General features: G+C 56.4%; 17 protein-coding genes. 15 read left to right on the top strand and 2 right to left on the bottom strand.

Features of this window, described 5'->3' with window-relative positions; translation table 11 throughout:
* Positions 1-485 precede the first annotated feature (485 nt).
* A complete protein-coding gene (locus Q0835_RS18600) occupies positions 486-1,190 on the bottom strand; it encodes a uroporphyrinogen-III synthase (RefSeq protein ID WP_298963685.1) in 705 nt (234 codons plus the stop codon).
* A 19-nt stretch (positions 1,191-1,209) separates the two neighbouring features.
* Positions 1,210-2,136: a hydroxymethylbilane synthase gene (gene hemC, locus Q0835_RS18595; RefSeq protein ID WP_298963683.1), complete on the bottom strand. Its 927-nt coding sequence runs from the start codon at positions 2,134-2,136 to the stop codon at positions 1,210-1,212.
* A gap of 95 nt (positions 2,137-2,231) precedes the next feature.
* Here hemC and tsaD point away from each other — a divergent pair, with 95 nt between their 5' ends.
* From tsaD to Q0835_RS18520, 15 genes are all read left to right on the top strand, one after another.
* Positions 2,232-3,338 (top strand): tRNA (adenosine(37)-N6)-threonylcarbamoyltransferase complex transferase subunit TsaD, encoded by a 1,107-nt coding sequence (tsaD, locus tag Q0835_RS18590; protein WP_298963682.1) that lies wholly within the window; start codon positions 2,232-2,234, stop codon positions 3,336-3,338.
* A gap of 132 nt (positions 3,339-3,470) precedes the next feature.
* Complete coding sequence (locus Q0835_RS18585; protein WP_298963681.1) at positions 3,471-3,974, top strand: NUDIX domain-containing protein; 504 nt, start codon at positions 3,471-3,473, stop codon at positions 3,972-3,974.
* A 28-nt stretch (positions 3,975-4,002) separates the two neighbouring features.
* Positions 4,003-4,479, top strand: a complete 477-nt coding sequence (locus Q0835_RS18580; protein WP_298817196.1) for an NUDIX domain-containing protein — start codon at positions 4,003-4,005, stop codon at positions 4,477-4,479.
* Positions 4,466-5,473, top strand: a complete 1,008-nt coding sequence (locus Q0835_RS18575) for an NAD(P)H-dependent glycerol-3-phosphate dehydrogenase (protein WP_298817198.1) — start codon at positions 4,466-4,468, stop codon at positions 5,471-5,473. The genes Q0835_RS18580 and Q0835_RS18575 overlap by 14 nt, the downstream gene beginning before the upstream one ends.
* 161 nt (positions 5,474-5,634) lie before the next feature.
* Entirely contained in the window at positions 5,635-5,925 is a 291-nt protein-coding gene (locus tag Q0835_RS18570; RefSeq protein WP_152499673.1) for a YciI family protein, read from the top strand.
* Complete coding sequence (locus Q0835_RS18565; protein WP_298963680.1) at positions 5,926-6,351, top strand: EVE domain-containing protein; 426 nt, start codon at positions 5,926-5,928, stop codon at positions 6,349-6,351.
* Position 6,352: 1 nt separating this feature from the next.
* Complete coding sequence (locus Q0835_RS18560) at positions 6,353-7,012, top strand: methyltransferase (protein WP_298963679.1); 660 nt, start codon at positions 6,353-6,355, stop codon at positions 7,010-7,012.
* Positions 7,013-7,157: 145 nt separating this feature from the next.
* The gene (locus tag Q0835_RS18555) at positions 7,158-8,330 is read left to right on the top strand and encodes a M20 aminoacylase family protein (RefSeq protein ID WP_298817205.1); all 1,173 of its coding nucleotides are present in this window, start codon (positions 7,158-7,160) and stop codon (positions 8,328-8,330) included.
* A gap of 57 nt (positions 8,331-8,387) precedes the next feature.
* On the top strand, positions 8,388-9,182 hold the full coding sequence (locus Q0835_RS18550; RefSeq protein WP_298817207.1) for an ATP-binding protein: 795 nt from the start codon (positions 8,388-8,390) through the stop codon (positions 9,180-9,182).
* Between the two features lies 1 nt (position 9,183).
* Positions 9,184-9,960, top strand: a complete 777-nt coding sequence (locus tag Q0835_RS18545) for a sulfite exporter TauE/SafE family protein (RefSeq protein ID WP_298963678.1) — start codon at positions 9,184-9,186, stop codon at positions 9,958-9,960.
* Positions 9,961-10,149: 189 nt separating this feature from the next.
* The gene (leuB, locus tag Q0835_RS18540) at positions 10,150-11,262 is read left to right on the top strand and encodes a 3-isopropylmalate dehydrogenase (protein ID WP_298963676.1); all 1,113 of its coding nucleotides are present in this window, start codon (positions 10,150-10,152) and stop codon (positions 11,260-11,262) included.
* A gap of 43 nt (positions 11,263-11,305) precedes the next feature.
* Positions 11,306-11,758, top strand: a complete 453-nt coding sequence (locus Q0835_RS18535) for a hypothetical protein (protein WP_298817211.1) — start codon at positions 11,306-11,308, stop codon at positions 11,756-11,758.
* Between the two features lie 11 nt (positions 11,759-11,769).
* Positions 11,770-12,159 (top strand): VOC family protein, encoded by a 390-nt coding sequence (locus Q0835_RS18530; RefSeq protein WP_298817213.1) that lies wholly within the window; start codon positions 11,770-11,772, stop codon positions 12,157-12,159.
* Between the two features lie 186 nt (positions 12,160-12,345).
* A complete protein-coding gene (locus Q0835_RS18525) occupies positions 12,346-13,422 on the top strand; it encodes a patatin-like phospholipase family protein (protein WP_298963674.1) in 1,077 nt (358 codons plus the stop codon).
* Entirely contained in the window at positions 13,419-14,870 is a 1,452-nt protein-coding gene (locus tag Q0835_RS18520; protein ID WP_366142359.1) for a GntP family permease, read from the top strand. The genes Q0835_RS18525 and Q0835_RS18520 overlap by 4 nt, the downstream gene beginning before the upstream one ends.
* Positions 14,871-14,888: the final 18 nt, after the last annotated feature.

The raw sequence follows: 14,888 nt of genomic DNA, 5'->3' as shown, positions 1-14,888 counted from the left end.
GATCCTGTCGCGGAACTGCCTTGTTTCGTTCCCTTGGATCCAGCACCAGATGATGCTGAGGATGCGTATTTAGCCGCAGAAGGCGCCGCGCCAGACGGTCCGCTGCCACCTGTCTTGGAGCCCGTTGTCGGTGTGCTACTCGCAGCGCCGGTTTTCGGCGGTGTAGCCGTGCTTCCAGCGGATTTGGCATCCACCTTTTCGGCCTTCAAATCAATGGTCACCGGACGCTTCGAACTTGCGGAGGATGCACTTGCGCTCCCTGACGAGGATTTGGCAGCGCCCTTATCCCCGGAAGCGCCTTCACCTTTGGACCCACTTCCGCCAGAAGAGGATGTCCCGTCAGAAGATTTCTTGTCCGTCGCCATCTCGTTTCCTCCTGAACCCAATCGGTTCCAAGATCTTCACTATACACACCTCTTTGCGAAGCGGTACCGCTGCGCCAAAGTCTTTTGCGCGCTGCAAAAGAACGACTCTCCCGGATCTGGTTAACACTCCGCTAACGCCAGATCCAGCAGGGCTTTTTCATTTGGTGCGTCTGCGACATGCACCCTCATGATCCTTGATATCGGCTCCGCAGCCTGTTGCGAAATGGCGTAAACCGGCAAACTGGAAAAAATGTGTTCAAGTTCTCCTGATCCGATCAGGTCCCGCAGCACTTCTGCAGTTCGCCTCGAAAATATGAGAACGCGATCCGTGATCCCCTGCTGGACGGCACTGAGCGCTTCGGCCGGGAAATTCTTCGCCGGTTCCATGGAATAGACAACTGAAAGACGGCACTGGATATCGACCTTTGCCAGCAATCCGACGAGATCACCCGACCGGTCGGCGGCAGCCGGGTAGAGCAGTTGCCCACCGGAAATTTCCGCCTTGTGATCGCAAATCAGTTGCGACAGTCCTTTGAGATTTCCACCAGCGGTGAAGACGTGTTCAAAACCGGCAGAACGGCAAGCTCCGGCGGTTGCCTCCCCCACAGCAAACACAGGCAGCTTGCGCAGCAGTTCAATTTCTGTGTGTCTGGCAAGAACCGTAACCGCACGCCGGCTTGTTACTGCAAGAGCAGAGGTCGCCTGCAAACCAAACGAAGCAGGTGGACATGACCGAAACTCCAGAAGCGGCGCTTCGTCGGCAACATGTCCTGCAGCCTGCAATTTGTCTGCGGTTCGCCTGCAATCCGGTTGAGGGCGTGTCACCAGAAACCGCATTGCCCTGTTAGTGATCCGCCAGAAAACCGGGACCCATCTTGGCTTTCAGTGCCTCCCCGGCTGTGCGGCCGATTTCAACGGCATCGGACACATTGCCTTCGTTGGTGGCCTCATGCATTTCAGAACCATCCGGTTTCAGCACAACCCCTTTGAAATTCATGACACCGTCGGCAATCGAGGCAAGGCCGCCAATCGGTGTCCGGCAGGACCCGTCAAGAACGGCCAGGAAGGCACGTTCAGCATCCAGACGATATTGCGTTTCCTGGTCATGGATCGCTGCCAGCATGGCAAGCGTTGCCTCATCTTTCTCGCGGCTTTCGATGCAGATCGCCCCCTGTCCGACAGCAGGCAGAAATTCGTCCGTTCCAAGCAAACTGGTGATCTCGTTCTCAAGCCCAAGCCGTCTCAAACCGGCCGCTGCAAGCAGTGTCGCATCAACTTCGCCTTCGGCCAGTTTGCGCAAACGCGTCTGCAGATTGCCGCGATACATCACCACTTCCAGGTCCGGCCGCAACCGCTTGATCATGGCCTGACGGCGCAAGGAACTTGATCCGACCACGGCTCCATGTGGAAGTTCGGTGAGTGTCTTGGCCTTTGGCGACAAAAACGCATCGCGCACATCTTCGCGCGGCAGGAATGCCGTCAAGGCGAGACCATCAGGCAGCACCGTCGGCATATCCTTGGAAGAGTGCACGGCAATATCGATCCGTCCGTCAAGCAGGGCTTCTTCGATCTCCTTGGTAAAGAGGCCCTTGCCGCCCACTTCCGAAAGCGGTCTGTGTTGTATCTTGTCGCCCGAAGTCTTGATCACAACGATCTCGAAAGCATCTTCACCAAGGCCATGTGCCACCATGAGCCTTTCACGGGTCTCATGTGCCTGCGCCAACGCCAACGCGCTTCCCCGGGTTCCAATGCGCAAAGGATTTGTTTGCAAGATTTACCGTCCAGATGTTACGCCCGGCAGTCTGTCGCCGGGCACGCTATTTTGTCTGATCGAATGACCTATCACAGGCCACAGCTGAAAAACCAATGACTTCAGTCAAGAAAAACAACAATAGGACCACTCTAACCGTTCTGGGAATCGAAACCAGCTGCGACGAAACAGCCGCGGCGGTCGTGACAGGCCCCGAAGACAGAAAAATCCTCTCCAACACGATCCGCTCGCAGATTGACGAACACACCGCTTTCGGTGGCGTCGTGCCCGAAATTGCAGCACGCGCGCATATCGACATACTTGACCGGATCATCGATGAGGCAATGCAACAGGCCGGATGTGACTGGGATGACATCGACGCAGTTGCGGCAACAGCTGGCCCTGGTCTGATCGGCGGTGTCATTGTCGGTTTCATGACCGCAAAGGCGATTGCCATGGCGGCCGGCAAACCTCTGGTTGGCGTCAACCATCTGGAAGGGCACGCACTCACCGCCCGTTTGACCGACAATCTGGATTTTCCATTCCTGCTGCTCCTGGTGTCAGGCGGCCATAGCCAGTTTCTGCTGGTTCGCGGTGTTGGCGACTATGAACGGCTTGGCACCACCATCGACGATGCAATTGGCGAAGCTTTCGACAAGACCGCCAAGCTGCTCGGCCTTCCATACCCGGGAGGGCCTCACGTTGAAAAAATGGCTGAAAAAGGCGACGTCACCCGTTTCAGATTGCCGCGCCCCCTGCTCGACCGACCAGGGCTCGATATGTCTTTTGCGGGATTAAAAACCGCGCTTCGCACACAGGCCAAGAAACTGGAGCCGGTCGATGACCAGACAGTCGCCGACCTTTGTGCGGCATTTCAGCGTTCCGTTTCCGACGTTCTTGCGGCCCGAACCAAGTCGGCTCTGGAGCTTTTCGGCGAGAAACACCCGGATGCCGAACCGGTCATTGTGGTTGCCGGCGGAGTCGCCGCAAATCAGGAAATTCGCGAAAGTCTGCTTTCGGCAGCCCAAGCTTCAAATGCCCGTTTCGTGGCTCCACCCATGTCGCTTTGCACGGACAATGCGGCGATGATTGCCTGGGCAGGCCTTGAACGCCTGCAACTCGGTCCCGTTGACGACATGGCGCTTTCACCCCGTCCGCGCTGGCCCTTGGACAGCGCCAACGCCGGCGTTCTTGGTGCGGGCAAAAAAGGCGCCAAGGTCTGAAGCCTTGGCGGCGGGGGCTACCCTGAGCTTTTGCCGGAACGGGAATTGATGAGTTTCTGCTGAAACTAATTCTTTGGAATGTCGCCCGAGCCTGATAGGAAACTTCAGCTCTGCAATATGGATCCCATTTGAATGCGCGTCTACCACAAGGCCTATGTTTACCTGACCTGCGGCACGGACCTTTTGGTCTTCAACGAACCTGACACGCCGTATCTCGGCCTGCAGGTTCCAGGTGGCACCGTGGATCCCGGTGAGAGCTTCTTAAAGGGAGCCATGCGCGAATTTGCCGAGGAAACCGGCCTGACGCTTGACGTAGCCTTTGATCATTTTTCTGATCAGGACCTGCCTTTTGAAACCTTGCCAAAGGTCGGCCAATATCTTGCACCGCCGGACCGCCCGTTGAAGGGCCGCCACATTCGCCGCAACTATCATGTCACGATTCCAAAGCGGCCCAAGGAGAATTGGGAACATTACGAGATGTTTCCAAGCAGCGGAGGAGATCCGATTTGTTACCGTTTTTTCTGGATTGATCTCTTTGGTCCCGAAGCAATGAACGAAGAGGCCTTTTTTGCAGCATTCGGCACTCCGCTCGCGTTGCTTCGCAAGCGTTTAGCACCGCTACAAGACGCAGCCTGAGCCTTTTTTGGATCCGGAGAACCTGGTCATGCAGATCTACCACAAGGCTTATGTCTATCTGACCTGTGGGCCGGAGCTTCTGGTGTTTATCGAACCAGACCACCCCAACCCGGACCTGCAAGTACCAGGAGGCACACTCGATCCAGGCGAAAGCTATTTGCAGGGCGCGAGACGCGAATTCGTTGAAGAGACAGGACTTTCATTGGATATCGCGTTCGAATCGTTCGCCGACCAGGACCATATCTTCGAAGGTGTTCCCAATTGTCTCGACGGACTGCATCGGCGGCGACATTTCCACGGCCGTATTCTGCAAAAGCCGGCGGTGGAGTGGGAACACTATGAAATGAGCCCGAGCACAGGCGGACCGCCGATCCGGTTTCGCTTGTTCTGGCTCGATTTGTTTGCCGAAGATGCGCCCGCCGAAACCCGGTTCTTTCAAGGTTTTGGAGCGCAGCTTGAAACACTACGGACGCGCATGGAAAGGCAGAGCAATGGGCGCCATTAAGACCATTGGTGTCATCGGCGGTGGCGCATGGGGAACCGCCCTGGCCCTCACGGCAGCCCGCTCCGGCAGCGATGTGCGCTTGTGGGCGCGCGATCCGGGCATAGTTTCCGATATCCGGTCACGCAGGCAAAACAGCCGATATTTGCCCGGCATTACCTTCGACGAAGACCTGAACGCGACCACTTCACTGGAAGAGGTTGCCGGTGCAGACGCTTTACTGCTGGTCACACCGGCACAGACGACCCGTGCGATGTTGGCAGCGCTCAAGGAAACCGGCAGGACGCAGGGGCCCGTCGTTCTCTGTGCAAAGGGTATTGAGCAGACTTCCGGCAAGCTTCTGTCAAAAGTCCTGAGCGAAGAATTGCCGGGTGCCGAAGCTGCAGTGCTGTCGGGTCCGAGTTTTGCTGACGATGTCGCGCGCGGCCTGCCAACGGCGGTCACCGTCGCCGCAAGCTCGACCAAAACGGCTCTGAACCTTTGCGAATCAATGCAATCGCCCTGTTTCCGTCCCTATGCGTCGATCGACATTCTCGGTGCCCAGATCGGGGGTGCCCTGAAAAATGTCCTGGCCATTGCCTGCGGCGCGGTTGTCGGTCGGAAACTTGGCGCAAGTGCTCAAGCTGCCCTGACCGCGCGCGGATTTGCCGAACTCAGCCGTCTCGGGACCGCAATGGGTGCACAATCTGAAACACTGACCGGTCTCTCCGGTCTTGGCGACCTGGTACTCACCTGCTCGTCCAGCCAGTCGCGCAATTTCTCCTTTGGGCTGCGCCTCGGCGAAGGCTTTATGGCCTCTGAGTTGATCTCCGCTGGCGGCAAACTGGCCGAGGGCGCCTATTCGGCGCGTGTTGCAGTCAAACTCGGTCAGAAACACGACATTGACGTTCCGATCTGTGACACAGTGGCAAGAATGATCGATGAAGATTTGTCCATTGACGATGCCCTCAACACACTAATGGCAAGGCCGCTGAAACCTGAATCGGAAGTTGTCTGAACTGCCAGTCTCGTTCCTGGCTTCATTGGCGAACCGCAGGTCCGGCGGGTAATCGGACGGGAAAAACAGTTTTCCGTACTCTCACACGGCATATCAGCATTGAGTTTGCATAGCGTCGAGCCTAGGTTCTGGCAAGAATTGGCAACTCGAGGTTCCCTTACATGCTCTATGCACTGATCTGCACCGACAAACCGGGTGCACTTCAAACCCGCCTTGACAACAGAGAAGCCCATATCGGTTTCCTGAAGGCTCTCGGCAATGGGCTCAAAGCCGCTGGTCCGTTCACCGATGATGAAGGCAACATGACCGGTTCGCTGGTGGTTATTGAAGCCGCCAACCGCGATGAAGCGCTGGCGATTTCGGAAGAGGATCCCTACGCCCGGGCCGGATTGTTCGAGAGCGTGGAAATCCGCCCCTGGAACTGGGTGATCAAAAACCCGGAGGCTTCGTAAGTGCAGTACTGGCTGATCAAGTCCGAGCCGGACAAGTGGTCCTGGGACCAGCAAAAAGCCAAGGGTGAGGCCGGTGAGGAATGGGACGGCATTCGGAATTACCAGGCGCGCAACAACATGCGAACCATGGAGATAGGCGACAAGGCCTTTTTCTATCATTCCAATATCGGCAAGGAAGTTGTCGGTGTCGTGGAAGTCTGCAGCGAAATTCACCCAGACAGCACGACAGATGATCCACGCTGGGAATGTGTTGACTTCAAAGCCGTCTGCGACATTCCCCAGCCCGTGACCCTGGCTCAGGTTAAAGCCGAGCCAAGGCTCGAAAAAATGTCGCTGGTAACCTCCATGCGCCTGTCGGTTCAGCCGGTCACGGAAGCCGAATGGAAACTCGTCTGCGAAATGGGTGGATTGAAAGGGCCGGCCTGATATGGCTGCAATCGAGGATCCGGCCGCGTTCATCCTGCGGGAAACGAAGATCAAGCCGGTTCCTCATGCTGAGGAGATCCGGCTTCATTTGGCCGACGAAGCCATGGCTTTGTGGCAAAAGACGGAAGAGCAGCTTGGCGAAATTGGTCTTGCCCCGCCATTCTGGGCCTTTGCATGGGCTGGGGGGCAAGGCCTTGCCCGCTACATTCTTGACACGCCAGAGCTGGTCCGCGGCAAGAAAGTGCTCGATTTTGCCTGCGGGTCCGGACTTGTCGGGATCGCCGCCATGATGGCAGGCGCCGCATGCTGCCACTCGGTGGATATCGACCCGTTTGCCCTTGCCGCGACCAAACTCAATGCCGCGTTGAACAGTGTCTCCCTGACACACGAAACCACAGACATCACAGCTTCCAGCTTGCCCGATGCGGACGTACTCTTTTGTGGCGATGTCTTTTACGACCAGCGCATGGCGACAAAAGTGCTGGCAATGCTTGAACGTGCGGCACAAGAAGAAATGCTGGTGTTCATTGGCGACCCCGGAAGATCCTATCTGCCGGAGGAACGCCTTGAAGAACTGGCAACATATGTTGTTCCGGTAACGGGCGCGCTGGAAGACAATGAGATAAAACGAACACAGGTCTTCCGGTTTCAGGCAGCTTGAGCCCAGGACCTTTGCGCGCTCCTTTTGCGCGGATCGGTTGGCAACACAAAGATTTTCACCTTTGCCACTTCCCCTTTTGACGGCTTGCGATAGGTTAGCCGCTTGAGTGTCAAACACCTTCGGCCTGCCGTATCAGGAGTTCTAAATGCCAGTCATAAATCGTCTTGCGGATCTGTCAGATGAAATCACGGCCTGGCGCCGCGATATCCATGAGAACCCGGAAATTCTTTATGAAACCGTCCGGACCGCAGGCAAAGTAGCCGAACTTCTGGAAAGTTTCGGCGTCGACGAAGTGGCCACCGGGCTGGGCAAAACGGGCGTTGTTGGCGTCATCAAGGGCCGCAACGGAGGGCAAGGCAAGACAATTGGCCTTCGTGCCGACATGGACGCGTTGCCGATTGAAGAAGCGACCGGCAAAGACTACGCGTCCAAGGTGCCCGGCAAAATGCATGCCTGCGGTCATGACGGTCACACGGCCATGTTGCTCGGAGCCGCAAAATACCTTGCCGAAACCCGCAATTTTGACGGAACGGTTGTCGTAATATTCCAACCGGCGGAAGAAGGCGGCGCGGGCGCAAAAGCCATGATCGACGATGGCCTGATGACCCGTTGGCCCATCGACGAAGTCTATGGAATGCACAATTATCCAGGCTTGCCTGTCGGAGAATTTGCGATCCGCAAGGGCCCGATCATGGCTGCTACCGACGAGTTCCGCATCACGATCATCGGCAAGGGTGGCCATGCCGCAAAGCCTCATATGACCATCGACCCGATTGTCGTCGGTTCAAAAATGGTGTCGGTGCTGCAGACTATTGCCAGCCGAAATGCCAATCCGCTTGATTCTGTGGTTGTCTCCGTCACCGTGTTCCAGGCAGGCAACGCCTTCAACGTGATCCCGCAGGAGGTTTTCCTGCGCGGCACCGTACGCACACTCACACCTGAAATGCGTGACCTTGCTCAAGAGCGGATGGAGGCCATTGTCAAAGGTACGGCTGAAACATTCGGCGCGACGGCCAGGCTGGAATTCCTTCGCGGATATCCGGTGACGGCCAATCACGACGATCAAACAGACTTTGCCGCAAACATCGCCGAAGGCATCGCCGGTGAAGGCAAGGTCGACCGCCGGATCGAGCCGATGATGGGCGGCGAGGATTTTTCCTATATGCTGGAAGAACGCCCGGGCGCATTTATTTTTGCCGGCAACGGCGACAGTGCCGGCCTTCACCATCCCGAATATGACTTCAACGACGATCTGATTCCGGTCGGTTGCTCCTACTGGGTGAAGTTGGTGGAAACCGCCATGCCTGCGGCGGCCTGAGAAAAAGTGTGATATGAAAGCGCCGGTTGCGACCGGCGTTTTCTCTCAGGCCCTTCTATGTCATTCTCTCCGTTCAGACTTTCTTTCATTGCAAACTACGTGATCCTCGGCGCCTTTGTTGGCGTTCTGGTTATCCATCCATTGAACCTGATCGTGGTTTGGTGGGAGTTGTCGCGCTTTTCTGAAACCGCGCCCAACCTGATGGAGTTTCTCTCCGCGCGCCTCTGGCTCGTTTTACTTCCCAGGCATTTGGATGTTGCCGTCGCCTATACGTTTGTCGGCGCAATCGTCGGATTGGCCTTCGGCGTATTCAGCCGGAACTACATGCAGACCTCTGAGGCCTATAAGTCCTTGCGAGAGGAGCAGACCACATTGATCCCCGACCTGATGAAAAGAGGGGAAACGAGCCGGGTCGAGTTCAAATCTTCGCTGCGCTGGGACATGCAGGAAAACCACGTCAACCGTGGCCTGGAGAAAGTCATCGCCAAGACGCTGGCCGGTTTCTACAACGCTGAAGGTGGGCATCTTCTGATCGGGGTCAATGATGCGGGCGAACCCCTTGGCCTTGATAAGGACCTTGCAACACTCAAGAGCCCTGATCTCGACGCTTTTGAGCGAACGGTCAACGACGTCGTTTCCAAAAACCTGGGGGGCGACCTCTGCCCCTACATTCACACCGTCTTTGCAACCGTCGGCGGAAAGGATGTGGCCATGATCATCGTTCGGCCGGCGCCGCGCGCGGTTTATATGGAAGAAAACAAGGCCTCGGTCTTCTACCTGCGCAGCGGCAATTCAACGCGGAAGCTCGACGTCCGGGAAGCCGTCAATTACGCCAATACGAGATGGTCCTGAGTTGTCTGATTTTTTTGCCGCGATTTTGACTGACCAATTGCACCTGGCTGCAACGATCACGCTGATCGGGGTGAGTTTCTTCACATCTGCAATGACAGCCGCCGTGGGTCTTGGCGGCGGCATTGCTCTCATCGCGATCATGGCGATGATCATGCCGGCAAGTGCATTGGTACCGGTCCACGGTATGGTGCAGCTTGGTTCAAACGCCGGGCGAGCCATCGTTCAGATCAAACATGTCGACTGGCTGATCGCAATTTGGTTCGCCTGTGGCGCCATTCTTGGCGCAGCGCTGGGGGGCACAATAGCTGTTGAATTGCCCGCGGCGGTCCTCAGAGCCGGCATTGGTTGTTTCGTCATCTGGATTGTCTGGGGCAAGGCACCGAAATTCGGCAAGGCACGCAAGCGCGCCATGGCAGGAGCAGGATTTGCGTCCACGTTTCTGTCGATGTTCTTTGGAGCATCCGGACCAATTGGCGGTGCGGTTCTGTCGACGCTCGAACTGACCCGCCACCAGTTTGTCGCCAACCAGGCGATCACCGCGATGATGATGCATGTGTTCAAAGTTCTGGCATTCGGTGCACTTGGCTTTGCGTTTGCACCCTGGCTCGGGCTGATAGTGCTGATGATCGCCAGTGGATTTCTCGGCACGCTGGCCGGCTCTCGTTTGCTCGGCAAGATGAACGAGAAAACGTTCAAGACCGGTTTCAAATGGGTGATGACCGCACTGGCGGTGAACCTGTTCTTTCAGGCTGGCAGGGAATGGATGATCGGCTTGTAGCCGTTTGAACAAAGTCAATTTGTGCCATGACAGCAGGTCAGGGACGCACCACATCCCTCAGCATCACGGTGTTATTGACCTTTCCGACGCCGTTGATTGAGTTCTTCGCAACTGGCTTTGCCTTGAAAGAGCGGAACCAACACGGTAACCCAGCGCAATCGGTTTTCAACAATGCGGGATGGAACGTCCATGGCTTCTCAAAAACTTCTGCTTCTGCCGGGTGACGGCATTGGCCCGGAAATCATGCCGGAAGTGAAAAAGGTAATCAGCTGGTTCAACGAAAACGGCGACATGTCCTTCGAGACGGAAGAAGGTCTCGTCGGCGGCTCGGCCTATGACGCTCACGGCCAGTCGATTTCCGAAGAAGACATGGCAAAGGCCATGGCCGCCGACGCAGTCATTTTCGGAGCAGTTGGCGGTCCGAAATGGGACGACGTTCCCTATGAAGTCCGTCCTGAAGCGGGCCTCTTGCGTCTTCGCAAGGACATGCAACTATTTGCCAATCTGCGTCCCGCAATCTGCTACCCGGCCCTTGCCGATGCATCATCCCTGAAGAAAGACATCATCGAAGGGCTTGATATCCTGATCGTTCGGGAACTGACGGGCGGCGTTTACTTCGGCGAACCGAAGGAAATTACCGACCTGGGCAACGGCCAGAAGCGCGGTGTCGATACTCAGGTTTACGACACCTATGAAATCGAGCGCATTTCGAAGGTTGCCTTCGAACTCGCCCGTACGCGGAACAATAAAGTCACCTCAATGGAAAAGCGGAACGTCATGAAGTCCGGCGTTCTGTGGAACGAGGTCGTCACGCAGACCCATGGCAACGGCTATCAGGACGTTGAACTGGAGCATATGCTGGCCGACGCCGGTGGCATGCAGCTGGTCCGCTGGCCGAAACAGTTCGATGTGATCGTCACCGACAACCTCTTCGGTGACATGCTGTCTGACGTTGCCGCGATGTTGACCGGTTCGCTTGGCATGCTGCCATCTGCCTCGCTCGGTGCACCTGACGAAGCGACCGGCAAACGCAAGGCACTTTATGAACCCGTCCACGGATCCGCTCCGGACATCGCCGGTACAGGCGCTGCCAACCCGATTGCAATGATCGCAAGCTTTGGCATGGCGCTGCGGTATTCCTTTGAGGAAGTGGAAGCAGCCGACAAACTGGACAAGGCAATCGCTGTTGCACTCGACAAAGGCTTGCGGACGAAGGACATTGCAGGCGAAGGTCAGGCAACGGTTTCGACCTCCGAAATGGGCGATGCCATCGTTGCGGAACTGTCTGCGCTGAGCGCCTGATAGGCTTTACAATTTGCACGCGGAACCGCCAGCGGCTATGCCGGTGGCGGTTTTTCCTTTTACCCATGTTGGTCAGATGATCGAAGATAAACTTGCACCCTTTCTAGGCTCCTGGATCCTAGATACCGAGGAAAGCGATTTCGAACAGGGCGATCCGCCCAAGAGCGCAACGCTGAAAATCGACGACAATTTCGGAATGGCCTGTTTCACCATGAATCAGGTTTCAGCCGAAGGCGAGGTCACCAACGATACCTTCGAGGCGATGCCCGACGGTCCGGAAGTAAAACTCGGCAAAAGCGGGCTCGTCGACGCAATGCGCCTCGTCTTCGAAGGTGACCGCACTCTCGTTTCCGAAGCCAGGCGCGGCGGACTGACAATCATGAAGGCCGAGCGGCAGCTCTCCGACGACGGCAACACGCTGACCATCACCCAGACCGTGCACCTTGTTGATGTCGCAAGTTTCAAGAACGTGTCAGTCTACCGGAAAGCGCAATAGGGTCGAACGCAATGAAGCAACGTATCGGAACGCTCGCGCTTTTGGTCCCGAATTATGATCAGGCGATCTCCTACTACACTGAAAAACTTGGCTTTGAACTCATAGAGGACACCAAACTTACGGAGACAAAGCGCTGGGTACTGGTTGCACCCAAAGGGAGTTCTGAAACCCGGATACTTCTGGCGGAGCCCGATGGTCCAGATCAGCAAAAGGCCATCGGCAATCAGACAGGCGGCAGGGTGTTTCTATTTTTGAACACCGACGACTTTGACCGGGACCACGCGGCGATGCTGGCGGCTGGCGTCATCTTTTTGGAAGAGCCCAGAACGGAACCTTACGGAAAGGTCGCCGTTTTTGAAGACCTGTTCGGCAACAAATGGGACCTTATCGAGAGTTTTTGATAGTGGCGCCCGCACCCAGGCGGGCGCGAACGTTTCAGCACTCGCCTGCTTCACTTCTCGATGATGCGTCACACAATCGCAGTTTAACTTGATTGGCGTTAAGAAGCAGACGACACCGGGCAAACTTGCTACTAATCGAACTTGGCGGATAGTTAGACCAGGCAAACAAGGAGGCGTGTGCCTCTCGTGAAACGCAAACCCGTAAAAGTCGATGTAGCTTTGCAAGGTGGTGGGTCGCACGGTGCTTTCACCTGGGGGGTGCTGGATCGCCTGCTTGACGAAGACTGGCTTCAGATTGAGGGCGTATCCGGAACAAGCGCAGGTGCAATGAATGCGATCGCGCTGACCCAGGGACTGTGCGAGGGTGGTCCGAAACGCGCGCAACAACTACTCCAGGACTACTGGAACGCTGTCAGCGAAACATCCCGCTACAGCCCGATCCGCCGAAGCGTCATGGACAAGCTCCTTGGCCGTTGGACGCTGGACTATTCCCCGTCCTATTTCGCATCGCAGATCTTTGGCAGGGTGCTTTCGCCCTATCAATTCAATCCGATGGACATCAATCCATTGCGGGACGTTGTTGCTGAGTGTTTTGATTTTGACGTGATCAATCAGCCCTCAGCTACAAGACTGTTCTTGTGCGCCACAAATGTCCGGACGGGACGCCCCAAAATTTTCCGGCAACCTGACATTTCCTGCGATGCGGTCATGGCCTCGGCTTGCCTGCCGACCCTGTTCAAGGCGGTCGAGATTGACGGCGAAGCTTATTGGGACGGTGGTTACATGGGCAACCCGCCGCTCTTTCCGCTGATCGACGAAACCGAGGCGCGGGATGTCATTCTGGTGCAGATAAATCCCTTCGAAAGGCCCGGCGTCCCAACAACACCCGCTGAAATCGAAAATCGGCTCAACGAGATCACGTTCAACGGCAGTCTGGTCAAGGAATTGCGCTCAGTTGGCTTCCTGTGGGAGGTCATCCACCATGAAGGCCTGGACCGGGCGGCATATCGTGATGCCCACCTGCACATGATCGGCTCGGAAAGTGAACTGTGCAACTACGGCGCTTCCAGCAAGCTGAATGCTGAACGGGTTTTTCTGGAGAAGCTGCATGAACTCGGCCATCGGACGGCAGACACCTGGCTCGCCCAGAACGGCGAAAAGGTAGGGAAGGAAACCACCTGGCGGCCGCGCGATCTCTTTGAAGAGAGCCTTCAGCCGGCTCACCTCGAACCTGGCACTGAGAGGAACTTCCAGAAGTCATGATTGAGCTGCTCGGTATTCTCCTGCCTCTCGGCTTGCTGATGTATTTCGCCTTCAGGGGCATCACGCTTCTGCTGCTGGCTCCGGTGATGGCTGTCTTTGCGGTTGTGTTGTCCGGAGGACTGTCACCGCTTGCCGCCTTCACCCAGATTTTTATGATCAACACGGCCGACTTTATCCTGGCGTTCTTCCCCTTGTTTTTCCTCGGCGCCATTTTCGGCAAACTCATGGATGACAGCGGAGCCGCCGAATCGATCGCCCGTTGGGTCATCGGAAAACTGGGAATAGGCAACGCGATGCTCGCGGTGGTTATCTGCTGTGCGGTACTGACCTATGGCGGCGTTTCCTTGTTCGTGGTGGCCTTTGCCATTTTTCCGATCGCATCCGCGTTGTTCCGCGATGCGGCTGTCCCAAAACGCCTCATTCCCGGTGCGATCGCACTTGGTGCCTTCACGTTCACCATGTCGGCCCTGCCCGGAACGCCTGCCATTCAAAATGCGATCCCGATGCCATATTTTGGTACGACGGCTTTCGCCGCCCCGGGCCTTGGTATCATCGCGGCCGTCATCATGTTCGGGCTCGGCATGCTTTGGCTCAATCGCAGGGCCGGTGCAGCTTTGGCCGCCGGCGAAGGTTATGGAAATCACGATGACGGCTTGCCCGAACCCGACACGGTCATGCGGGCTCAAGCGCAAAATGAAGGCTTTGACGTCAACGAAATCGAAGCAACGCAAGACACCCAGACCCTTCCGCCCTTCCTTTTGGCAATAGCCCCAATCGTGATCGTTGTACTGGTCAATTTCCTGTTCGTTGAATTTGTGGTCCCCCGACTGGAAACCGCATATCTCGCCGAACCGCTTTTCGGAGCAACTTCGATCGAGGCGGTTCGCGGCGTTTGGGCTATCGTGGTTGCGCTCACCGCCTCGATACTCTTCCTGATACTCTCCAATTTGCGCCGATTTCCAGACATTCGAGAGACCTTGAACAAGGGCGCAGATGCTGCAGTTCTGCCGATCTTCAATACGGCAAGCCTTGTTGGATTTGGCGGCGTGATTGCCGCTCTGCCTGCCTTTGGCGAGGTCACGGACGGCCTGATGTCGCTGAGCGATGGCAATCCACTGGTTTCGGTCGCCATGTCTGTAACTGCGCTGTCCGCACTGACGGGTTCGGCGTCGGGCGGCATGAGCATTGCCCTGGATGCTCTGGGCAGCACATTCGTCGCCATGGCCAATGCGACTGGGACCTCACTTGAAGCCATGCACCGGGTGACCTCCGTTGCATCCGGCGCCTTGGATGCCTTGCCGCACAATGGTGCTGTGATCACGGTGCTCGGAATTGCAAAACTGACTCACAAGGACAGCTATCTCGATATTTTCGTCACAGCAGTCATCGTTCCGTTTGTCGCGCTTGTTGCGATTATTGTTCTCGCTAGCTTGTTCGGCGGCTTTTGACCCGCCACTTTTTTGTTC

It is taken from the genome of uncultured Roseibium sp. (assembly GCF_947499295.1).
GTDB lineage: Bacteria > Pseudomonadota > Alphaproteobacteria > Rhizobiales > Stappiaceae > Roseibium.
The sequence above is the reverse complement of the archived record's forward strand: the minus strand, read 5'-3'. Positions and strand labels throughout refer to the sequence as shown.

What these genes read in the sequence shown, in the direction of transcription:
- tsaD (WP_298963682.1), top strand. Translation starts at nt 2,232, where the DNA reads ATGACTTCAGTCAAGAAAAACAACAATAGGACCACTCTAACCGTTCTG.
- Q0835_RS18585 (WP_298963681.1), top strand. Translation starts at nt 3,471, where the DNA reads ATGCGCGTCTACCACAAGGCCTATGTTTACCTGACCTGCGGCACGGAC.
- Q0835_RS18580 (WP_298817196.1), top strand. Translation starts at nt 4,003, where the DNA reads ATGCAGATCTACCACAAGGCTTATGTCTATCTGACCTGTGGGCCGGAG.
- Q0835_RS18575 (WP_298817198.1), top strand. Translation starts at nt 4,466, where the DNA reads ATGGGCGCCATTAAGACCATTGGTGTCATCGGCGGTGGCGCATGGGGA.
- Q0835_RS18570 (WP_152499673.1), top strand. Translation starts at nt 5,635, where the DNA reads ATGCTCTATGCACTGATCTGCACCGACAAACCGGGTGCACTTCAAACC.
- Q0835_RS18560 (WP_298963679.1), top strand. Translation starts at nt 6,353, where the DNA reads ATGGCTGCAATCGAGGATCCGGCCGCGTTCATCCTGCGGGAAACGAAG.
- Q0835_RS18555 (WP_298817205.1), top strand. Translation starts at nt 7,158, where the DNA reads ATGCCAGTCATAAATCGTCTTGCGGATCTGTCAGATGAAATCACGGCC.
- Q0835_RS18550 (WP_298817207.1), top strand. Translation starts at nt 8,388, where the DNA reads ATGTCATTCTCTCCGTTCAGACTTTCTTTCATTGCAAACTACGTGATC.
- leuB (WP_298963676.1), top strand. Translation starts at nt 10,150, where the DNA reads ATGGCTTCTCAAAAACTTCTGCTTCTGCCGGGTGACGGCATTGGCCCG.
- Q0835_RS18530 (WP_298817213.1), top strand. Translation starts at nt 11,770, where the DNA reads ATGAAGCAACGTATCGGAACGCTCGCGCTTTTGGTCCCGAATTATGAT.
- Q0835_RS18520 (WP_366142359.1), top strand. Translation starts at nt 13,419, where the DNA reads ATGATTGAGCTGCTCGGTATTCTCCTGCCTCTCGGCTTGCTGATGTAT.